This window comes from Paenibacillus sp. GXUN7292 (assembly GCF_050864975.1).
In the GTDB taxonomy this organism is placed as follows: domain Bacteria; phylum Bacillota; class Bacilli; order Paenibacillales; family Paenibacillaceae; genus Pristimantibacillus.
The window spans coordinates 25,779-48,107 of sequence record NZ_JBOZWO010000011.1 but is presented as its reverse complement, the minus strand read 5'-3'; the positions used below and the strand labels follow the sequence as shown (position 1 = coordinate 48,107).

Genomic DNA, 22,329 nt, shown 5'->3' with positions numbered 1-22,329 from the left:
CGCTCCTTTCTACAGCATATGCCGCAGAAACCGGATTAGGACAGCTTTGTAGGACAACTTTGTAAAACATCACGTCAAAATCTGTTCAATGCTAATAGGTTTCATAAACCAGATTTTTGTTCAGCTCAAGTTTTTTATTAAATCCTGCATAGATATACAGATGTCCGGCTGGAGTATCGCCCGCATCATAGCCTAATTGAAAGGTACCATCTTGTGCAAATTGAAGCTCTGTCATAGTAAGCTCCGACACATCCTCGTCTGGATGGATTTCGGCAATCAAATCGAGTGCTCTTTGTTGTAATTCTTCCAAGCGGTCCCACGCTTTTTTAATAGTTGAAGATAATTGCTTGATCGCTGATTGGCTGGGAACATCCACTGTTACAGAAATCTCATGCTCTTTAAAATGGAGAGTTAATTGATAGTACGTTAGCGAAACATCATACTGAAACGTACCTACTCCCTTTATCGTATAATCCGGCTCAACGATAAGATTATTAGCATAGTCCAGACGTTCCAGCTTGCGATTGTTAGTGATGTCCAGCTTGGAGATTTTATTTTCAGAGCAGTACAGCTCGTCCAAATCCGCATTACGGCTTATATCCAGAGCTTTAATATGATTGTTGAAGCATCGCAAGCTTTCCAGAACGGGATTGCCGGTAACATCCAAGCGTGTAAGATGGTTATTATTGCAGCGTAATTCGACCAGGTTTGTGCAGCCTTTTATATCAAGGTTAATCAAATAGTTACTCCCGCAATCAAGACGGGTCAACTTTTTGTTCGGGCTCAATTGCAAATCGAAAATGGCGTTATAGCCGCAATTCAGCTCTGCTAATTCCAAATTATGTTCAAGCTGCAAAGTGGAGATCAGGTTCCAGCAGCATTCCAGCTTAGTAAGCCTTGCATTGCGGCTGATATCCAAATCCCGAATTCGATTAAAACCGCAATCCAGAGCTTTTAGCTTTACATGATTGGACACATCCAAATGAGTCAGCTCGTTATTTCCGCAGCTCAAATATTCCAATTGCAGATTATGACTCGTATTTAACGCAGTTAATTTATTGCGCGTACAATTTAACAATTTCAGATTCGGATTGTTGCTGAAATCGAGCTCTGCTAAATGATTACAGGAGCAATCCAACTCCTCAAGAGCTGTGAAATACTCAATTCCTTTTAGACTGGAAAACTTATGATATGCGAGCTGCAGGGATACTACTTGTTCTACATCACTCTTTTGAATGGATTCACGATTTCCACAAAATTTTTCTAATACATATGCTTTAAACTGCTCATCAGCAAAAGCCTCCGTAATATTCATAAAATTCTCCTTCGGGCAGTATTAACGAGGTTAACTTTTCTTTATTATAAATATTAACGCTATAGATGTGCAGTGGTCTTATGACCTGCTTGTATGGGTGTTTTTGGGAAAATGGACTCAAATTGTATCTCTGGAGCTTACGTTTCAAACGAAATCGCCCACAAATAAATAGAAGCGACCGATCCGTAAGGCGAATATTTCTGTCGGTAATATTCAAACTGTTCTTTATCAAGAGTGCTTAGGCCATACAGCTTCATCATACCTCTCCGAATTGCGATATCTCCCCAGCTGACAACATCCGGCCGCTCCATCCCGTTCATCAATAGCATCTCGGCTGTCCATTTACCAACCCCGCTTAAAGCCGTAAGCTTCTTAATGACTTCTTCATCCGGCAATTCATGCAGCTCTTCTAGCTGAAAACCGTCGTGAGCAACAGTTTGGGCGATATTTTTAATATAAATAGCCTTTTTCATCGTCATACCGCATGCTTGGATATCTACTTCATTTTTCCTTAGGATATTGCTCGGTGTAATTTCACCTAATCTGGCCTGCATTCTCTCCCATATCGTATCCACAGCCTTAACCGAAATAAGCTGGCCCACAATCGCGTATACGATTGCCGTGAATAAATCTGGCATGACGACGCGCTCTATTTTGCCCATCCGCCGCATCGCTTCTCCCAGCGTCTCATCCGCGCTGCTCAAGTAATCAATTTCTGTTTGCCCATAGTCAAACCATTTCGTATTAACGGTGCCCCGGTATGCCTCCATTTGATACCCTCCCAACAAGCAAGCTAATCTTCTTATCGTTACTATAACTCATAACCCAACGTAAGTAGTAATCCCGAATTAAGATAGCAAGATTGCGAAAGTGAAAGGTCAAGAAGGCAGACAAGGCAGTCAGTCGCAAAATAAAAACACCTGTCGGCGACCTAACTTGCGTCATCATATGTAAAGAACAAACGATGCACCGCTATTTTGCATTGCGGTCATAAATGGCCGTTAGAACCAAAAAACAATCTTTTTGTTGCATATGCGGACACTTATGACCATTAGAAGAAAATTTCGTCGAATTCTCTAGCTTTTTTCCCGCTAACGGACATTTCTGTCCGCTAGAAAGTGGAAGTTGGCGAAAATAAGCGCTAACGGTCATCAATGACCGCAACATTGGAAACAAATAAACGGCTCCGCCGTCCTATTATAAAAAGAGACCTCATTCAGAAACGAATTCTGAACAAAGTCTCTTCACTAATCATTAAACAGCTCTTCCAATACCTTTTCCCTATTTTCAAGAAAACGTCTGGTTACGATATAATGCAAGGTTTCCTCATATTTAATTTCCTGCACGTGCTGCGCGTCAAAATTCAATATTTGCGCCTTTGGATAGCCGAGCAATATCGGAGAATGCGTCGCAATAATAAACTGTGCTTCATCCTCCAAATCCTTAATAATCCGCAATAATGCCAACTGTCTGGCTGGCGATAAAGCCGCTTCGGGCTCGTCCAGCAAATAAATTGCTCTATTTCCAAAACGATGATTGAAAAGTGAAAGAAAAGCTTCACCATGCGACTGCTTATGCAAGGATCGTCCACCGTAATAATGTAAGCTTTCCCCAGGTGGCAAAGAGTCCACATGAGAGGCAAATTGATAAAAGGTTTCAGCTCTCATAAAAAAACCGTTCGTAATTTTGGGCAGCCAAGAAAGCCGCATATATTCTCCCAATATAGAATGAGAAGCATCCACCTCATATTGATTATGTCTACTGCCTCCTGCCGTATTAAATCCGCATTGATAAGCGATAGCCTCAAGAATCGTCGATTTGCCTGAGCCGTTCTCGCCAACAAAGAACGTAACATTCGTCTTAAACGCAAGAGATGTCATATTTTTTAGAGCTGGAATGCTAAATGGATAATCGTTAGAGCCCGTTTTATTGAAAATTTCAAGGCTGCGCAAATACATATAAGCACCTCCACTAAAGACTTTCTCTTCTATAAGGATAGGACATATCTCTATACAATGGAAGCTGATCGTGCAGTTATTATGCGTTTTCTACTCCGATCAATCGATTACGGCCTGCTGCAACACCTGTAATCAGCATAAAAATGACTATGACAAGCAATGCGATAAGCGGTACATTCCATCCATTAGTCAAATCGTGCAAATAACCGAATAATATAGGTCCTAATGCAGCCAAAAGATAACCTACTGATTGAGCCATCCCAGATAACTCGGCGGCGTCTTGTGCATTTCTAGTTCGCAGACCAAATAAAATCATCGCAAGACTAAATGAGCAGCCTGAGCCAATCCCTATTAAAATGACCCACAAAAGAACCATATCATTTCCAGAAAGCAATCCCCCAATGCCAATGAGGAAAAAAAGAGACGTCAGGAGCATAAGCGGAATTTGATTTTTCATTCGCCCAGCCAATATCGGCACTATAAAGGTAACTGGAAGTAATGCGAGCTGCATAATAGACAGCAGCCAGCCTGCGAAATCCGTACTTAATCCTTGTATTTTAAGAATATCCGGAAGCCAAGAAACTACAACATAAAACAGCATGGATTGCAGGCCCATAAATATAGTCACCTGCCAGGCTAATGAGGACTTCCATAAATTTGTGCGCTTATTGTTATGCCCGGCTGTCTGCAATTTTTGCGGCTGTCGTCTTAGCTGGGGAATCCAAAAAAGAAGAGCAACAAAAGCTAAAAGACCCCATAGACCAAGAGCTCCCTTCCAGCCAAATCCTGCTTGATTGGCAAGCGGAGCACTGATGCCAGATGCAATAGCGCCGCTAAGATTCATGGCAACCGAATATACGCCGATCATTATTCCTATTTTCAAAGGATACTTTTCTTTAATCAGACTTGGCATCAATACATTGCAGATCGATATAGCAAGACCTAAAATGACCGTACCGATCATCAATGCGCCGATACTCCATGCTGAACGAATTGCAATTCCGATGACCAGCAGAAGCAGCGATCCAAATAGAACAGAGGACATTCCGAATCTGCGAGCCATTCTTGGCGCAAGCGGCGACAGCACAGCAAATGCAATTAAAGGAAGGGTCGTAATTAATCCGATTAATGTATTCGATATACCCAAATCATCTCTTATCATTCCTATTAAAGGTCCAACGGAAGTTAAAGGAGCCCGTAAATTCGCCGCAATTAATATCACTCCTAAAATCAGCAAAGCACCTGCAGCTTGTGAGCCCTTCATTTTTGAGTTGGATTTCTGTTGTTCGAGCTCCATTTACACTTCCTCCATCTCTATTACTCGTTTTATTTCATTTATGGATTGATCTACAATTTTGGCTGCCAACTCTGTATCCTGCGAAATAATTGCATTTATTAGCTGTCCGTGCATATTTTTCGGCAGACCTGCAGCAAATTGTTCTATTAGTATCACTTTAATCGAATGCTGAATAGCTTCTGTAATATGTGTGTATAAATCAATTAATATCCGGTTGCCTGTCGATTCCACTATAGCCTGATGCAGCTTGAAATCTGCATCCACATATTTTTCTAAATCCCCGCTTGAGCTAAACGAGTTACACGCATCCAGATAAAATTGCATTTTTTCCACATCATCATTTGTTCTTCTTGCAGCCGACAGCTTGGCAGCCTCTTGTTCGAGAGCATTTCTTACTTCCAGTGTTTCCAGCAAGCTGGATTTTTGAACACGTCGTTGAATAGCAGCTCCCAAAGTGCTGTTCGAAATAACATAAGTGCCATCACCCTGCTTGGTCGACAATACTCCTGCATGACATAATGCTCTAATTCCTTCACGCAATGTATTGCGGCTTACCTCCAAATCTTGGACCAAATCAGGCTCCGGCGGAATTTTCTTTCCTACTGGCCATTTTCCCGATTCGATCAATGATTCAATTTGTATAATGACTTGATCCACAAGGGATAGATTTCTAATTTTTTGAAGCATTATATAAACCTCCAAACATAGGATGATTTGATGAAAGTAATTATAGCACACTATAAAAATATTGAAAACCCTAAGTAATGACGCTACGGGTGAATCATAACGGTTTTATTCCTTGGAGAACATGGTATAAAATGTTAAACTAAATTAATCATACTTAGGAGGAGTTAATGATGAAGTGCATTACTTTTAACAGGGTACAATTAAAAGAGGGAAGCGTATCAATGACCCTATAAACTACGTTACCTTCATAATTGGAGGGTAATTTGTGAATACATCTTATTCACAATCAACTTTGCGGCACAACCAAATTTTAATTTGGCTTTGTGTTCTATCTTTTTTCAGTGTACTAAATGAGATGGTTTTAAACGTCTCATTACCTGATATCGCCAATGATTTTGATAAACTGCCCGCAAGTACAAACTGGGTGAACACAGCTTTTATGTTATCCTTTTCCGTTGGAACAGCTGTATATGGAAAGTTGTCAGATCATATGGGCATCAAAAAGCTGCTCCTATTCGGGATTATAGTAAATTGCCTTGGATCGATAATTGGGTTTGTAGGACACTCTTTCTTTTCCTTACTTATTCTGGCACGGTTTATTCAAGGGATTGGTGCAGCCGCATTTCCAGCACTCGTGATGGTTGTTGTTGCCCGCTATATTCCAAAAGAAAACAGGGGTAGAGCATTTGGTCTCATTGGATCGATAATAGCTATGGGAGAAGGCGTTGGACCAGCTATCGGCGGAGCAGTTGCCCATTATATCCATTGGTCGTACTTGCTGCTAATTCCAACTGTAACCATTATCACTGTACCATTTCTTACAAAACTGTTGGAAAAGGAAGAAGGAAAAAGAGCTCACTTTGATATTGCAGGTATTATTTTCATGTCAGCTGGCATTGTATTTTTTATGCTGTTTTCAACATCGTATAGCATATCTTTTCTTGTCATTAGTATTTTATCTTTCCTGATATTTGTAAAACATATTAGGAAAGCAGCAGATCCTTTTGTAGATCCTGCGCTAGGTAAAAACATTTCATTTATGATTGGAATCATTTGTGGAGGACTTATATTCGGTACTGTAGCAGGATTTATCTCCATGGTCCCTTATATGATGAAAGATATTTATCAATTTAGCACTGCAGCAATTGGAATTGGAATTATTTTTCCGGGAACAATGAGTGTCATCATCTTTGGTTACATTGGAGGAATACTTGTTGATAAGAAAGGTTCTTCGTATGTACTAACCATGGGGGCTGCATTTCTTTTTATCAGCTTTATTATCGCTGCCTTTTTTGTGGAAGAGACACCCTGGCTCATGACGATTATATTAGTTTTTGTTTTTGGAGGGCTTTCATTTACAAAAACAGTTATATCTACAATAGTGTCAGCCAGTTTGAAACAAAATGAAGCTGGTGCTGGCATGAGCTTGCTTAATTTTACAAGCTTTTTATCAGAGGGAGCAGGTATTGCGATTGTCAGTGGACTAATATCTGTACGTTTATTCGATAGCAGGCTGTTACCTACATTAACGGAACCACGCACTTATTTATATAGTAATATGCTTTTGCTTTTTTCGGGAATCATTATCGTTAGCTGGTTAGTCACCTTGAAGCTATATAAGCGTACTCAGAGAAATGTCTAAAAAACTCACCTAATACGCTAAGTAACCACGTTCTTTTCTATTTTGGAAAACAATGCGAGTTCTTGTCCTCAGCTCTGGTCAAGAACTTGTATCGTTAAACAAAAAAGGTTCGATGCCAGCGACTTCGTATTCGTTATGTTCCGATATCGTTGAGAGCCTTATAAACTAAATAGAAACAAAGCAAATAGGCATCATGAACCAATAGCTGTATTTATTCAGTATATTGCTCATGGTGCCTCTTTTACGCATTATTTCTTACTGCAGCTCTTCAATAAGTGCGGTTTGACCAAACTGTTGATCTAGTAAAATATCAATTAATTTTTTTGCTGTATATTCAGGTGTTTGCAGCTTTCCTTCTTTCGCGATCTGAATAAATTGTTCTACATGCGGGAAATGATCACTGTCCGTGGAACGAATCTCTGCTTGCATCTGTGTATCTATCATTCCAGGGTATACAGAAACAATCCGAACAGGGTATGCCTTGTTCATTTGTTCTAACTTCACACTCTTGGAGAATGAATCCAAACCTGCCTTTGATGTACTGTAACAGCTTTGCGATGGCAGTAAATATTTTGCTGAGGCTGATGATATATTCATGATGCGTTTGTCGATGTTCATCTCTTGCGTACGCTTTATAAAATTGGAGGTCATAATCATTGGAGCCAGCAAATTAATTTGTACATTTTCAATAATGAGATCTGCATGATTGCGCTCAATTGGTGCGACCGGAGATAGCATTCCAGCATTATTTATCAAATAAATTGCCTCAACTTGGGATGACTGATGTTTTATAGTTTTAAAAATCTCTTCAAATAGCTGCTCTATTCTATTTAAATGATTTAAATCGAACGGGAGGTAGCTCAATTTATTATTTTTTTCAGTAGCTAGATCAATTAGCTCTTGATTAATTGTTCTTGAAATGCAAAATATATGATGTGATTCACTTAGTAATTGTGTGGCTAGCGCTTCCCCAATTCCTCTCGATGTGCCTGTAATGATGTAGAATTTCATTTAATCACCTCTAATATACGATTTTAACTAGCTTGATTCCCCTTGCCGAGAACACCAAACGACTTATACATGCATATAAATGCCTATAAACGTTCCTATGCAAAGAGGAGAATTCATTTATGACTTTGTATCTTGATTACACATCTCCATCAACCCAATACGCTTTCGACTTAAATACAAGCCCCTTGTTCAAAAAAGATAACCAAAACTACATTAATGTTTTAGGTGTTGAACAATTAAATACATTAGATAATGTTTCGCTGCTGGATATATTTCTTAGCACGAACAATATTGTAGAGCCGCACTATCACCAAAATGCTGCTGAGCTTGTTTATTGTATTTCTGGGGCGGCAACGGTATCCATGCTGAACCCTTTTACGAAAAAAATTATGAGTTATTCTATTACCCCAGGCCAAGTGGCTAATGTACCCCAAGGCTGGTGGCATTATGAAATAGCTACTGCTGATAACACTCATCTGCTTGCTATTTTTAATGCGCCTACACCTGAGGTGGTTTTGGGCTCGGACATTTTATATTTTACCCCTGCAAATATTATGGCACATACCTACTGCATGGATGAAAATAAATGGAAAGAAGCTATTGCACCGGTTCAACCAACCACGTATATCGGTCCTTATGCAAACTGCGATCAAAACCCTTCTACACAGCATATGCAATACCAGCATCCATACATTCAACACTATCAAATGCCTTATACGGCGCAGTATCGACCCTACTGGGGTTATAGATAAATTCGACAACTGCCTTAGATGGGGCGAATAACAAAAGGCGACAATCTTGATTTCAAACGACTACTTGAAATCAGATTTATCGCCTTTGCTGCCCTGCTTGCGAACGGCTTCAATTGCACTTTTCGCCCATCCGGGTATTACTGCGAAGTCAAACGCTCAATGGATAATTCCTCAAGCCTCCTCCCACTTCTGCTTAAAGAAGAGATCGTATAGCTTTACAACTACAATTTTGATCATCATATATACAGGTATGATGATAATTACACCTACGATGCCAAATACGTCATTGCCGACCAAGACCAATAAAATGGTGGTGAGGGGGTGGATATCCAACTGTTTTCCAAAAATCCACGGCGAGATAATATTATCCTGAATCTGCTGTGCAGCCAAAATAACAACTAACGACCAAATGGCAACTGAGGGAGATTCAATCAAGCCAATGATCACAATCGGTATAGCGGACAAAATAGCTCCAATAAAAGGGACAAAGTTCATAATGACAGCTACCACTGTAAGTAATAGAGCGTAAGGCAATCCAATAATTAGGAATCCCAAATACATTAAAACGCCGAGTGCAAGATTGACAACAACTCTCCCTACAATGAATCCACTAAACGATGAATCGATATCTTGAACGACTTTCTTGCCGTCCTCATGAAATCTTTTGGGCATAAAGCTAACAATTTTATCACCAAATTTATTGCCTTCCTTTAACATGTAAAAAAGAATAATAGGGAAGGTAAATAGAACGAGCGCAAAATCCGAAAGGAATGAAAACACTCCTGCTAAATATGAAGAAACAACTGAAAATCCTTGTTTCAAATAATCAGTCAAATTAGATAACGGATTGATATCATCAGGAAAAATATCAGATATAAATTTGTTCTGTTCCAAACTCTGCAACTGCTTATTCAATGTATCTAGCAATTGAGGCACGCTATTGATAAAGCTGAGAAACTGAGTTCGCAAAGATGGGTAAACTCCAATAATAAAAATGCTGCAAATAATAGCTGCGGCTAAATAAATAATAAGTACAGCCAACGTTCTATTTAATTTCTTCCGCTCCATCCAGTTCACAAGTGGGCGTAATAAATAATAGAAAAATGAGGCTAGCATCAACGGAATCATAACAATACTGAACAATGAAATGATTGGCTTAAAAATAAAATCAACAAGCGTTCCCAAATAAATAATACCTAGCATTAGGAGCACTACAATACATATTTTGATTAATTTGTTTAATGAGATCAAGAGGCACACTCCAATTTACACAACTTTATTAGCTCACATTCTATACTAACAAATATTCCTCAAAAAATGAAATAAGGGACTACCCGCAATCATTATTAATGACTTATGGAATACCCCCCCTTATTTACTACACGACTTTACAATATGCTAGTTTCCTTTGCTTCTGGATCTAGCCGGTTTTTGACTACCAATTGGATCTGTGCCATCCGGCTTCTTCGTACCTTTACTTTTATAAGGTTTTGGCGAATTTTTCGCTCTATTCTCGGCTGCCTGCCATCTATTCCAGCCCTTTTTCCCTGTGCCTCTGCCTGTACCGCCTTTTGCTTTACTCATAATGATCACTCCATTATATAGTCTTCTTTACTATTTCCTTCTTCCGATATACAACAAATGAGAGGAGATGCCCAAAATCGACGGGTCCTTAGCTAATTCAATGAGTAAATTCAACATCATCTGAGACTCGCCTTTTTCTTCCCAATACTGTCTTTGTTCATTATTTATTAATCCGCCAATACTAGAAGATCCAATTAAATCAATCGTCTCGAAACCATGTTTCTCCATGAAAGGCTTAATATCATTAATGTTAAAATAATAAGCGCCTGTAAACCGCCCAGCATCCGCGTGATTAAAATTACCCGTATTGCGAAACTCATGGATTGCACCCATATTATCATTTGGCTTCCAGTGCTGTGGATATTGCAGAGAAGTAATGGTCATTTTCATCCTAGTTTGAAATGCTGCAAAAATAATGCCTTCTTGCTTTGTAACGCGGAACAATTCTTTAACCGCACGAATCCGCTGGGCTTCCTCTTGCAAATGATATAATGGCCCTAACATAAGCGAGGCATCAAATGCTTCATCTGGTATTCCTTCTAAATTTGCGGCATTCAATACATGAAAACCGTTAAATTGTTCGGTTAAGCCCAGTTCGCTTGCCTTCTCTCTAGCCACTTCAACTAATCGAGGAGTTAAATCAGAAAGGGTAACTTGATATCCTTGTTTCGCTATTTCCATTGCATATTTTCCGGGACCTGCGCCATTATCGAATACATGACCCTGTTGAGGCAAATATTGCTGGATGTAATGCCAATTAATGAGAAACTCCAGCGGCTCCCTGTCCAGTCTTCCCCACTCGTCGAACTTTGAATAATAGTCGATAATATTTTCCATCTGATTACTCCTCCTCAATTGTTTATTATTTTAGTGTAAAACCAAGGATAACGGCTCCTTATAATTAAAAAAAACCTATCGCCTACAAAGAGGCGATAGGTTATCCTTCGCGGTACCACTCTTATTAACCCGTTGATTTGGATAAATGAACGAATTATCTTTAGACCTAATTACGGCGATCAACCGTTAAGACCTACTACATTTCAGTCTTATCGCTCACGGGTAAGTTAGGGAAGCTACCCGCTGTCTCGCATCGAAACGACAGCTCTCTGAACTATAGTAAATCCTTAATAGTCCCAATCATTGCGTTTAAGCGTATTGAATTTTATTCCAGAACAAATCGCTTTTCCGAATAATCTTTTACAAAGTACCGCTTGCCCTTTTGGATAACGTTATGGCCTTCTGCCTCCAGACGCAGCTTCTGCCCATCGATTCCGCTAGGATATTTCTCACTAAGCTCGCCGTCTTTTTTCAAGCTTCTCCAGTAAGGCGTTTCATCCGTCCCGCGCTCTTCGGACGCTTTTGCAGCGATATTCATGAAGATACCCGCAGTAAGAGGACACGTATAATCCGCTTCATGTTTCCTCGCCAAATAATCCCGGATATCTACCGAGGTCAATACCTGCCCTTCCGGCACCCTTCTCATAATTTCGTCATAGGCTAGAGGGGGAGCAATCAGCATCTTTGTGCCGCCATACCTTGCAATGGCTTTCATGTCGGCAACCTCAATAATCTCCGGCATATTTTTGCTATCATGCAGTTTCTCGTTAAATGATTTTTTTGCCAAATGGATGTACCCCCAAAAGTTTGATTGTTTTAAAAAACGCTTCTTAAAGTTATTATCTATTCTATTATTCAAAGTGACTGCCAAAGAATCCTGCCTAGTCGTGTAAGAAGGCAACATCCTATACATTCAGTTATGAATCGGAATCTCTTTATCAAAAAAGACGATAGATGCGATTTCTTTATCATTGATCACATTTTCAAACGTTTTGATCGTTAACATATGACTATTCCCATACTCGATCAAATGCATTCCGTTAAAAATTGTAGTCGTTTCCGATGATCCATCCTTATACTTAATTGTAATGGGGTAGTTATCTAAATGTTCATTTTCTCTAACCTCTACAAACTCGCCGGCGGCTTCGTTAATTTCTTTAAATGTTTCACTCTCTACCTTTAATGATATTGAAATCGGTGAGACAGAGATCGATTTTAAAACAGCATCATAACCAAACATATTAATTTTTTGATTGACCTGGTGCAAAGTAGAGTACTCCTTGAAATCCATCTTAAAAGCAGTTTCCCATGTATCCGGTATAATGGTTTTAAACTCTCCAGGGAGTGGATCCGCTGCTTGTAAATCCGTAAATTGAAAACGGGCCATCTGACCAGCCATTGACTTTTTGGTCATTATTGACATAACCAGGCTAATGGAATTGTCATTAGGATTTCCATCATCCAGCACCATAAAGCCAGAGCTGTGAAAATCTAGAGCATCGATAGAGGGATATTGAAAACGGTAGCGTGCAGCATCTAAGACAGTACCCTTTGGAGCCGTAAAGTCCATTAAAATATAAGTTAAATTACTATCGCCGATAACTTGCTTAATTGTAAGCACACCATTTTTGTTTGCCACTTTTTTGTTCACGACATATGCGCCATTTGCCAAGTGTTCCTCCTGCTCATGATTGACAGGGTTAAGAAACTTTTTAAAAGCTTCATCTAATCCCATAGTTACTGCCGCAAAAGCCGTTGAAGTTAAACAAACCATCAGCACAACAGCGAGCAGCGAAAATCTTAAACGCCTTACAGGGGTAAACCCTCTGTGCCTTGAACTTTCTTTAGTGCTTTGCTCCAAAATGTGATGCAGCATTTTTTCTTTTTGTTCGTTTTTAGGCGTAATAGCTTCAAAAAGCTGATTAATATTTTTATCGCTCAAGAAGATTCCCTCCCAAATCCATTTTGAGGCGTTTGCGGCCTCTGAATAGCTGTGTTTGAATTGTACTTTCCTTCAGTCCTAACATGTCTGATATTTCTTTTACCGAATATTCTTCGAAATAATAAAGATACAGCACCGTTTTGTATTTTTCAGGGAGTGACAATAGTCTGGAAAGCACCTTCCCCGAAGACGCATTGCCAATCCAAGCAGAAACTTCAGGTATAGCCTCTATATCTACCCTGCGCGTTTTCCACCAGTTTTTAAGGATATCTTTACAATAATTTCGAGTGGTAACGATGAGCCAAGCTTTTTCATGCTCGGTGTCATTAAAGATCATTTGAGATTTTACTAGTTTTAGAAATACAGATTGAACAGCGTCTTCTGCATCAACGGTATTTTTTAAATAGAGATAGCACTGCCTGTACACTAAGTCCACATGCCGTTGATATAGTTCTGCCAACTCTTTATCCGTACGCAATAAAGAATTGTTATCCATTTTTTCGCCTCCTGCATATAACACGACCGACGATTTAAAAATATCTCATATAAGATTAAATTATAAAATTTATTATAATTAATAGGGTATATCACCTTACTAACTAATTTCCAAAGTTTGATGGTCAGACGATCCGCTATTTGCCTTAAAATCACCTTTTTTATAATTTTGCGGTCACTCGTTCTGTTATTCACCTTTAACATGAGGTTTTTCAGCGTCTTTTTAATGAATAACGGAACGTCTGTCAATCTTCCCCCTCAAATCGAGCACTTTATGCAAAATAGCGGAACGACTGACCAGCATAATGGCGCGCTAAAAAAAATCGCCCTTAGTCTATTGTAGACTCAAGGACGATTCTAGCATTATTCATATTTATACAACTTCGTATCCCGGGCAAAATAAATATCCCCGTTCCCGTCTTCTGCAAGAAATAAAGCGTCGGAATCCAGTATATCCAATCGATCTTCTGCGATATCGTACGTGAACAATTTCTGCAACGTGGAGCCGATCAGCTTTCCATCGCCCCGGTATCGTAAATAACCGCCGCGCCAATAATGACTAATGCTTCCCCAATCGAATGGGAACAAAGGGATGGTGCGGCAAACCTCACGCTTCATCGGGTCGAACTGAAACAAACTGCCTGCGGTTAATCCCCATAACATTCCATTGTCATCAAAGGTTAATGCAGAAATTGCCTTTTCTCCTGCAATCGGAACTCCTTGCCAGAGGATCTTCGCCTGGCGGACATCCCACAGCATCAGGACGGCCTCGTCCTGCTCCGGCGCTATACCCAGCCCGCCCCAGATTGAGCTGCCGGCGTAAATAATTCCATCGCGATAAGCAAGAGACACGATGCTTTGCCGGTCAATCACATTTGGATAGACTGCATATTGCCCGCCCTTCGGGTCATATAAGGTTAATGCGCCTCCCAGGCGTCCATAATCGGGAACCGTTCCGATGGCTAGCCGGTCGCCGGCTGCCGCGAACGCAAAAGGACGATCTTGACGGTGCGGGCTCAGTGAAAACAGCAGCTCCGGGTTGCTGCCTTTATCCCAAGGCATGGAGGGATCATAACAAAAGATGTTCGCTTTCGGATAAACACCCATATACTGCTTGCCTTGATAGGCGATCATATTCTCTATTTGCCCGATTTGCCGGAACATGCGCAAATGCTCAGTAACAGGATTATAAATGGCAAGCCCGCCAGCAAAATAACCGCCGGCATAAATGCTGCCGTCAGGCCCCTGAGCAAGCGATTGAATCGCCACGGGAAGTCCCGCCGGTTTGGGATCTACTGTCACCATCTGTTCCGTATCCGGATGGTACATATAAAAGCTTCCGTCCCGGTTTATACAAATGAGAGTGGCGCCCGGCCAAAGCGGGTCGTCTCTTTCGATCCAGCCGAAATCTGCGGCCGGCTCCGATAACGGAACTGTTGTCCGCTCAAGACAGCGTGTATCCGGATGATAGGAATGAAGATAGCCGTCTTTGACGAAATAGATACGGCCGCGAGCATCAGGGGGCGATACAGCGAGCCCTGACGAACCTTCAATGCAATCGCCCCATGCTTGCTCCTCCAAATCATAAACGTGCAAATTGTTGGAGGGTGTAAGCCGGATAATCACCTTGGGATAAACGATATCCAGATCGTACACGAGCTGCTCTCCAGCCGCTGCTGGAGGTAGAGGAATTTCCTGCTTTTCTCCGGTTGCAGTATCCATCTCAATTAGATAAGGTCTGCGCGTGCCAATGCCCATATACAGCTTGCCGCCCCAAGCTTTCATACAGCGCACGTATTGTTCACCTTCAACCACCGCTCCGTAATCGCGGAATTGTCCCGTAACAGGATTATATTGAAACGCCTTTCCGCCGGGATAGCAGCCGCCATACACGTTGCCATCGCAGTCGGCAGCCATTCTCCACGTATAATATTCGCCGCTTATTATCGTGCCCAGACATACTACGCCTTGCTCTGGCACATAACGGTATAGATTACCGTCGCCTGTTATATAGACGCCGCTGGCGGTTGCAACTACACCCCAGCTATGGCTTGCGCTGTCAAGCGGCCACCGCTCCAGACAAGCACCGCGATGAGGATCAATAACAAGCAAAACACACGGCTTGCTGGATGAGACCGCATAGATCCTCTCTTGCCCGCGTTCCCCACCGTAAGCTGCCGCCCAGACGCAAACAGCTTCAATGGGTTCTCCGATATAACGCACACTCAATTAACCCAGCCCCTTTTCCAAACTGGCAGGAATGCCATAGTCCAGTACGATGCCAAGTGTATCTTTCAGATTCGCACGGTAATAGGCATAAGCATGCTCCGCTTGGCGAAATGGCCAAATTTTCGAAATAAGCGGCTTGATCCTGATATGCCCCCCAGCAATGAGACGCATGTATTCAGCCATATTCTTCCCTTCCGTCCAGCGCACATAACCGATAGGATAATCGATTCCGCCTCTTTCATAAGTAAAATCATACCGCCCGGGACCCCCAGCTCTTGAAATAAGCAGCTCCGCCTCCTTGGCGAACATTAAATCCCGCGAGAAATCCATCTTCAAATCGCCTACGATGACGACTTTGCCGCGATCCCGAATCCAATGCAGCGCCTGATCGACCAGATTGCTCTGCTTGCCTCCGGCACACAGGATTACGCAATCTGCACCAAGCCGATTCGTTTCCTTCGCAATTCTCTCGCCCACCTCCTCGGCTGAACGGCAGACGCCTACTATGCCAAGCTGTTCCGCTGCCGCACACCGCTCCTCCATAATATCGAAGGCAGTTACTTGATAGCTGGCTGCTGCGGCAATTTGAGCAATCATTTGTCCCAGTATACCGAGGCCAGCAATAACAACACTTTCACCAAACTGCAATCCTGCCTGACGCAGCGCATGAACAGCAATCGCCCCAAGACCAACCGTCGAAGCTTCAGCCGCAGATACGCAATCAGGTACAGGAACCGCCAAGTTTCTGGGAACGGCCAGTGATTCCGCATGCTTCACATACGGCGCCCCATAACAAGCAACACGCTGGCCGACCTTGATATGACTAACCTCTTTCCCGATCTGCTGGACGATACCCGCTGCACTGTAACCGAGAATAACGGGCGAGGTACGGTTGATGCCCTGCATCATAAGCTCAGTACCTGGACTAATAGCAGAATACTCCGTTTGTACCAAAATAGAATGGTCATCAAGCCGCGGCGCCGGGACATCAGCAATTTGAATTTGTCCATCTAAAGTGACGACTGCTTTCATTTTCACTATCACTTCCTACAGTTTATTCTCGCTGACCTTTATTCTTTGACTGCACCAATCATAACGCCTTTGACAAAATATTTTTGCAGAAACGGATATACGATCAGAATCGGAACAGTAGCCACGACAATAGTAGCGTATTTGATCGCCTCACTTACCCGGCTGAGCTCATCTTGAGCAACTGATGATGTTAAATTCTGCGCAGTGGATTGAATCAATATTTCTCTCAAAATCAATTGCAGCGGATACAAGGTCCGATCTTGCAAATAAATCATTGCCGTAAACCAGCTGTTCCAGTGAGATACAGCATAAAACAGCGTCATAACAGCAATAACGGGCATAGATAGCGGCAGCACAAGCGACCACAAGATGCGGAAATCATGGGCTCCATCAATCTTGCCTGACTCAACCAGACTTTCCGGTATCGTGTTCTGGAAAAATGTGCGCATTACAATCAGGTTGAATGCACTCACCGCGCCAGGGAGCAGCAGCGCCCAGACCGTATCGTACAGACCAAGATCGCGAATGTTCAGGTAGCCCGGAATCAGTCCACCGCTAAAAAACATAGTAAAGACGATGAATGCCATAATGAATCGTTTTCCTTGCAAATTGGGTCTGGATAGCGGATAAGCACCCAATGTCGTCAAAATCAAATTAATTAATGTGCCGGCAACAACATAAAACAAGGTATTGCCATAGGCGTCCAGTATCATACTGTCAGAAAAAACGAGCTGATATGCCCTTAAATTGAAATCGATCGGAATAAATGTTACCTTGCCTGCGGCAATGGCATGTGCATCACTGAAGGATGATACGATGACATACCATACCGGATACAAGAAAACAAAAGAACAACAAGCAAGAAACAATATATTAAAGACGTCGAATATTCTCTCCCCGATAGTCGGTTTGGCGACCACTTGATTCACCCCTTACCATAAGCTGCTTTCTGTCGTTTTTCTGCTGATTCGGTTGGCGATAATAAGAAGTGTAAAGTTGATCGCCGAATTGAAAAGGCCCACGGCCGCGGAGAAGCTGTAATCCGCTTCCATAATTCCTCGCCGGTATACGAAGGTGGAGATAACGTCAGCTGTTTCGTATGTGGCAGAATTGTAGAGCAAAATGATTTTGTCCCAGCCTACGCTCATCAACGATCCGATATTCAGAATAAGCAGGATGAGAATCGTCGGTAAAATGCTCGGTATCGTTATATTCCACAGCTGCCTCCAACGCCCTGCCCCATCGACAACAGCCGCTTCATAAAGACTCGGGCTAATGCCTGCCAAAGCAGCCAGATAAATAATGGAGTTCCAACCAATGCTCTGCCATAAGCCGGAGCCGATATAGAGGGAGCGAAACCATTCCGGCAAGATAAGAAAGTTGACCGGCTCTTGCACAAGCCCAAGCCCCATAATCAAACGGTTAATTATGCCATTCGGGCTTGTAAAATCAATAATCATGCCGCAGATCACGATAAGGGATATAAAATGCGGTAAGTACGACATCGTTTGCGCGATCGTTTTATACCATTTGCTTCGCACTTCATTCAGCATCAAAGCAAAGATGATCGATGCCGGAAAAATGATGAGCAAGGAATACACACTGATTAATACAGTGTTCTTGAGCAGTCTCCAAAAATAATAGCTATCGAAAAAGTGATTAAAATGTTTAAACCCCACCCAAGGACTATCCCATATGCCCTGGTAGGGATTGAAGTTTTTGAAGGCGATAATAGCTCCGTACATCGGCTTGTATTCGAACAGGAGGAAGTATGCGATTACGGGAGCCAGCATCATATATAAATATTTGTTCGCCATAATCCGCTTCAGCGCACTGGACGACTTTCTGTTCGCCGCCTTCACCTGTTGAGATCGAGCTGTATTTGCAGGCGTCCTCATTAAATAATCTCCTTTCGGGAAGACCTCCCCGAACCAAAAGGGTTCGGGGAATATCTGCCGCGGCCGTCGTAATTATTTTCCTTTGAAACGGTCGTAAGCTTTTTGATACTGCTCAAGCACCAAGTCGAACTTCATGTTTTTCAGCTGCTCAATGAATTTGTCGTAGTCTGAAATCGGCTTTTTCCCCATAATGAACGCATTGATCGTTTCAGTTACGTAAGTAGTGACGTCCGCCATAATCGGAACGACGATATCATTCTCCTCTGGCAGCAACTGAAGAGGCGGCATTTTATAGTCGAAATTATTGTATGGACCGAATAATTCTGCCGGATTGTCCATCTGCCCGCTCGCCTCACGTATTTGCTGTGAATAGCGCGGATCTTCAACCGTTGCCCAGCTGCCTCCGCCCACTGTATGGTTGAGAAGCTCTTCTGTATTGGACACACCGTTCTCCGGATGTGTAACTTCCCTCTTAAATTTCGGCTGCCCGTCCACGATGTCATATGATTTGCCTTCTACACCAAAATTGTTCAACGTTATACCTTCTTCGGAATACTGATAATCAAGCCATTGGATAATTTCGTCTGCATTTTTCGTTTGCGATGATACAGCTATACCTTGTGGTCCCGCCGGCCAGCGGAACGACACATGACGTTGATCACCGTTCGGTCCTTTAGGCGGCAGCACCGGTGCGATGGAGAACGTCGGATGCTTGCCCTCCATCAATTGAGTAAAGTTACCCATATAAGAACCGGCCCACCCGAACCAGGCGCCAGCCACGTCAGTCGTCACTTTCTCCGTCAATGTTTTAAAAGTAGTATCGACCAGGTAGTTCGGATCGAGCAATTTTTCGTTATACAATTTGTTCAAATATTCAACTACATCCTTGAATCTTGGATCGTATGGGCCGTATTTTACCATACCGTTCTCAACAAAGAATTCGTAGTCAACGCCGAATGCTGGCGCGAACAGGAACATGATATTGTTCAGGTTAACCGTAACGAGAGGAATTTCATCTGCCTTCCCATTGTTGTTCGGGTCCTTTTCCCTAAACGCTTTCAAAACGTTATACCAGTCGTCAGTAGTCTCCGGCATAGGCAAGCCAACCTTTTCCAGCCAGTCTTGGCGAATTTGCGGGAACATTTGCGTTAAATATCTGGAATCCAGCATCAGGTTCGGCAAGTAATAAATATGGCCATCCGGCGAAGTGATTAGCCCTCTAATATCCGGGTTTTCCTCTAAGATCTTTTTAATATTAGGTGCCTTCTCTTCAATCAGCTTTTCAAGCGGGAGAAGAGCTCCTTTTGAACCGTATTTGGACGCTTCCTTATCCCACATGGATGTATAAATCATATCTGGCAGCTTGCCGGAAGACATCAGCAAACTGAATGCCTCCTCACTGGCTTCGGTCGCATGTTGGAAATTGATATGGACACCAGTGTTTTCTTCCATTTTCTGAAATGAAAATTTATCATTGAAATCTTTTCCCTTAAAGTTACCGCCACTTGGCGCCCAAAGAGAAAGGTTGATTACTTTGTCTGCGATCGGCATCATCAGCCCGTTGCCCGCATCCCTTTTTTCAGATTTTGGGCTGTCTGTTGCTTCAGCTGCAGGCTTGGAACTGTTACCACCAGACTCAGGTGTTTTCTCTGATGTATTTTTGGAACAGGCAGATAGTGCTAGTGAGGCCATAAGTGTAAGAACAATAAGAACAACGCCAAACTTATTTACTTTTTTCAATAGTCTTACCTCCATTATTAAAGTAATGATATCCCCTATCACCTTCGTAACTACCTCTTTAATCGTTCCGATACTGGCAGACGCCCCCTTTTTGATTCCCTTCTAATTTACTTTTTAATTTAATTTTATGTTACGTAAATCAGATGTATGTCTGATGGTTTTTATTATAGTCAGCTAATGTAAGCGTTGTCAACAATTAAAATAGCTTATTCTCACTCTTTTTTGTATTGTTTCCATAAAAAATCCCTCAGCTCCAATTGTTTTAAAAGGAACCAAGGGATTATTTTGATAAATTATTAATCAGTGGTACATCAGTTGATGATATGCGCCCCGCTGTCACTTCTAACAGGTACATCAGTTTTTCCAGTCAAAAGATGCTCAAGCCTTTCTTGCAGCATCGCTTCATCAATCATTCCCGACCAATACGCCTTCAAGCTTTTACTGAATGAATTCAGCGAACGAATCGTTAATCCAAGCTCTTTATGATACTTGAAAGACGGAAGCAGCTCCCGATACATCAAATTCCGCGAAGGGCGATTCAATTCCGTATCCGACGGCAATTGCGCCGAAGGTCCCCTCGCTGGTATGCTCACGGTTTTCTCCCTAATGATGCGCTGCGCATCTTCCGATGCGAGAAAATCTACAAATGTACGAGCCGCTTCCTTCTCCCGGGAATTGTGAATGACGGCGGCTCCAATCGTGATAAGCAGCGATTTTTGAGGATCACCGCGGCGTATTCCCGGTATCGGACAAATATCATAGGATAGCGGCGAATGCTTGAAGGCATTCATATTAAAATACGTTGTCATGATGATCGAAACCCGCTCCTGGGCAAACAACTGAATCGTCTCGTCATCGTCCCTGCCAGCGAAGTATTTCGGAAATATCTCATGATTGTTTACGAGCTCGCTATAAAATCGTAAGCTTTCGGCCAGTTTATCACTGATTCGACTCCGTCCGTTCTCATCCATGACCGTTTCCATACCGCCCTGAAGTAAAAATACCGGGTAGCGGTTTTCCGAAGCCGGCACGAAATAAATCGAATGCTTGCCCCGCACTTCGGAGATTCGCGCAGCTGCCGCAATAAGATCATCCCACGTCCAATAGCTGTCCGGCTCCGGCACTCCCGCCTCTGCAAAATGTTCTTTGTTATAGCAAAGCACAACCGGCGAGAAAGAAATCGGCCGGGCATACAACTGCTCTTCGTATTGAAATGCTTCAGCAGCGATGGGATATAGCCCTTCATCCTCCTTTAAAGGCTCGAGCAGCGGAACAATACCGCTTTCAACCATATCTTGAAACTGTGCGCTGTTAAAGGAAATGACGTCGAGCAAGCCACCTGAAATCATCTCTCTGGCCGTTTGGACATGCTCAAAGTTTTGCAGCGGAATAAGACGTACATAAATATATGGATGAAGACGTTGAAACTCAGCAAGCAATTCGTTCAGCAGAAAATCTTCAGTCAGAGTCGTGTTGTAGCCGAAATGAAGGGTAATCATTTGATGCGAGGCTTCAGTCACCATACTGCCAACCCGGTCGATCTTAACAATCAACCCTTCTGCCACAAGCTGTTCCAGCCCTTTGCGGACTGACTTGTTGCTTAATTGAAATTGTTTGGAGAGAGCGCTCTCTGATGGCAAATAAGTACCCGCCTTACGCATACCGCCGACAATTTCCGTACGAATTGTACCAACAAATTGATCAAGCCGTTCCTGAAATGTCATTCGTTCTAATTTACCGCTCATGTATAATTCTCCTCAAAGGTTTAAGCTGAACATTAATTTCTATCACCATTTTGGATGAATCAATGTGAGTTGTCAACCAGCGTTAACACTTGATCACGTTGTGGAAAAACCAGAATATTTGACTACCAGCCATTTATCTCTCCGCAATGCCTTCATTAATTTGGG

General features: G+C 42.3%; 21 protein-coding genes and 1 other annotated feature. Of the genes, 3 read left to right on the top strand and 18 right to left on the bottom strand.

The features are described 5' to 3' along the window. Nucleotides 1-91: 91 nt before the first annotated feature. The 5 genes from ACRRU2_RS11490 to ACRRU2_RS11470 form a co-directional block, all read right to left on the bottom strand. Nucleotides 92-1,315, bottom strand: a complete 1,224-nt coding sequence (locus ACRRU2_RS11490) for a leucine-rich repeat domain-containing protein (RefSeq protein ID WP_432501679.1) — start codon at nt 1,313-1,315, stop codon at nt 92-94. A 137-nt stretch (nt 1,316-1,452) separates the two neighbouring features. Then, nucleotides 1,453-2,085: a DNA-3-methyladenine glycosylase family protein gene (locus ACRRU2_RS11485; protein WP_432501677.1), complete on the bottom strand. Its 633-nt coding sequence runs from the start codon at nt 2,083-2,085 to the stop codon at nt 1,453-1,455. Nucleotides 2,086-2,562: 477 nt separating this feature from the next. Then, complete coding sequence (locus ACRRU2_RS11480; protein ID WP_432501675.1) at nt 2,563-3,273, bottom strand: AAA family ATPase; 711 nt, start codon at nt 3,271-3,273, stop codon at nt 2,563-2,565. 79 nt (nt 3,274-3,352) lie between these two features. Beyond that, entirely contained in the window at nt 3,353-4,570 is a 1,218-nt protein-coding gene (locus ACRRU2_RS11475) for a CynX/NimT family MFS transporter (protein ID WP_432501674.1), read from the bottom strand. Next, nucleotides 4,571-5,260: a FadR/GntR family transcriptional regulator gene (locus ACRRU2_RS11470; protein WP_432501843.1), complete on the bottom strand. Its 690-nt coding sequence runs from the start codon at nt 5,258-5,260 to the stop codon at nt 4,571-4,573. A 167-nt stretch (nt 5,261-5,427) separates the two neighbouring features. Here ACRRU2_RS11470 and ACRRU2_RS11465 point away from each other — a divergent pair, with 167 nt between their 5' ends. After that, on the top strand, nt 5,428-5,490 hold the full coding sequence (locus ACRRU2_RS11465) for a tetracycline resistance efflux system leader peptide (protein ID WP_432501841.1): 63 nt from the start codon (nt 5,428-5,430) through the stop codon (nt 5,488-5,490). Nucleotides 5,491-5,522: 32 nt separating this feature from the next. Further along, nucleotides 5,523-6,899, top strand: a complete 1,377-nt coding sequence (gene tet, locus ACRRU2_RS11460; protein ID WP_432501672.1) for a Tet(L)/Tet(K)/Tet(45) family tetracycline efflux MFS transporter — start codon at nt 5,523-5,525, stop codon at nt 6,897-6,899. A 255-nt stretch (nt 6,900-7,154) separates the two neighbouring features. On the opposite strand, the gene ACRRU2_RS11455 is transcribed toward tet, so the two are convergent. Further along, the gene (locus ACRRU2_RS11455) at nt 7,155-7,910 is read right to left on the bottom strand and encodes a (S)-benzoin forming benzil reductase (RefSeq protein ID WP_432501670.1); all 756 of its coding nucleotides are present in this window, start codon (nt 7,908-7,910) and stop codon (nt 7,155-7,157) included. Nucleotides 7,911-8,029: 119 nt separating this feature from the next. Here ACRRU2_RS11455 and ACRRU2_RS11450 point away from each other — a divergent pair, with 119 nt between their 5' ends. After that, nucleotides 8,030-8,662, top strand: a complete 633-nt coding sequence (locus ACRRU2_RS11450; RefSeq protein WP_432501667.1) for a cupin domain-containing protein — start codon at nt 8,030-8,032, stop codon at nt 8,660-8,662. 171 nt (nt 8,663-8,833) lie between these two features. Here the strand turns inward: ACRRU2_RS11450 and ACRRU2_RS11445 are convergent, their stop codons facing one another. The 12 genes from ACRRU2_RS11445 to ACRRU2_RS11390 all read right to left on the bottom strand — a co-directional run bounded on the left by ACRRU2_RS11445 (nt 8,834) and on the right by ACRRU2_RS11390 (nt 22,164). After that, nucleotides 8,834-9,913 carry an AI-2E family transporter gene (locus ACRRU2_RS11445; RefSeq protein WP_331700533.1) on the bottom strand — a complete coding sequence of 360 codons (1,080 nt, stop codon included), beginning with the start codon at nt 9,911-9,913 and terminating at the stop codon, nt 8,834-8,836. 147 nt (nt 9,914-10,060) lie between these two features. After that, nucleotides 10,061-10,246, bottom strand: a complete 186-nt coding sequence (locus tag ACRRU2_RS11440; RefSeq protein WP_432501665.1) for a DUF3934 family protein — start codon at nt 10,244-10,246, stop codon at nt 10,061-10,063. 30 nt (nt 10,247-10,276) lie between these two features. Next, the gene (locus ACRRU2_RS11435) at nt 10,277-11,083 is read right to left on the bottom strand and encodes a class I SAM-dependent methyltransferase (protein ID WP_432501663.1); all 807 of its coding nucleotides are present in this window, start codon (nt 11,081-11,083) and stop codon (nt 10,277-10,279) included. Between the two features lie 85 nt (nt 11,084-11,168). Beyond that, nucleotides 11,169-11,396 (bottom strand) — a binding site (T-box leader). Nucleotides 11,397-11,408: 12 nt separating this feature from the next. Next, nucleotides 11,409-11,870 carry a hypothetical protein gene (locus tag ACRRU2_RS11430; protein ID WP_432501661.1) on the bottom strand — a complete coding sequence of 154 codons (462 nt, stop codon included), beginning with the start codon at nt 11,868-11,870 and terminating at the stop codon, nt 11,409-11,411. A 126-nt stretch (nt 11,871-11,996) separates the two neighbouring features. Beyond that, the gene (locus ACRRU2_RS11425) at nt 11,997-13,025 is read right to left on the bottom strand and encodes a hypothetical protein (RefSeq protein WP_432501659.1); all 1,029 of its coding nucleotides are present in this window, start codon (nt 13,023-13,025) and stop codon (nt 11,997-11,999) included. Beyond that, on the bottom strand, nt 13,015-13,521 hold the full coding sequence (locus ACRRU2_RS11420) for an RNA polymerase sigma factor (RefSeq protein ID WP_432501657.1): 507 nt from the start codon (nt 13,519-13,521) through the stop codon (nt 13,015-13,017). The genes ACRRU2_RS11425 and ACRRU2_RS11420 overlap by 11 nt, the downstream gene beginning before the upstream one ends. Before the next feature lie 362 nt (nt 13,522-13,883). Next, nucleotides 13,884-15,743 carry a WD40 repeat domain-containing protein gene (locus ACRRU2_RS11415; RefSeq protein WP_432501839.1) on the bottom strand — a complete coding sequence of 620 codons (1,860 nt, stop codon included), beginning with the start codon at nt 15,741-15,743 and terminating at the stop codon, nt 13,884-13,886. A gap of 6 nt (nt 15,744-15,749) precedes the next feature. After that, the gene (locus ACRRU2_RS11410; protein ID WP_432501837.1) at nt 15,750-16,781 is read right to left on the bottom strand and encodes a zinc-dependent alcohol dehydrogenase; all 1,032 of its coding nucleotides are present in this window, start codon (nt 16,779-16,781) and stop codon (nt 15,750-15,752) included. Between the two features lie 38 nt (nt 16,782-16,819). Continuing rightward, on the bottom strand, nt 16,820-17,701 hold the full coding sequence (locus ACRRU2_RS11405; protein ID WP_331700612.1) for a carbohydrate ABC transporter permease: 882 nt from the start codon (nt 17,699-17,701) through the stop codon (nt 16,820-16,822). Between the two features lie 12 nt (nt 17,702-17,713). Next, a complete protein-coding gene (locus ACRRU2_RS11400; RefSeq protein ID WP_432501655.1) occupies nt 17,714-18,679 on the bottom strand; it encodes an ABC transporter permease in 966 nt (321 codons plus the stop codon). Nucleotides 18,680-18,751: 72 nt separating this feature from the next. Beyond that, nucleotides 18,752-20,419, bottom strand: a complete 1,668-nt coding sequence (locus ACRRU2_RS11395; protein ID WP_432501653.1) for an extracellular solute-binding protein — start codon at nt 20,417-20,419, stop codon at nt 18,752-18,754. A 311-nt stretch (nt 20,420-20,730) separates the two neighbouring features. Next, nucleotides 20,731-22,164: an extracellular solute-binding protein gene (locus tag ACRRU2_RS11390; RefSeq protein WP_432501651.1), complete on the bottom strand. Its 1,434-nt coding sequence runs from the start codon at nt 22,162-22,164 to the stop codon at nt 20,731-20,733. Nucleotides 22,165-22,329 lie beyond the last annotated feature (165 nt).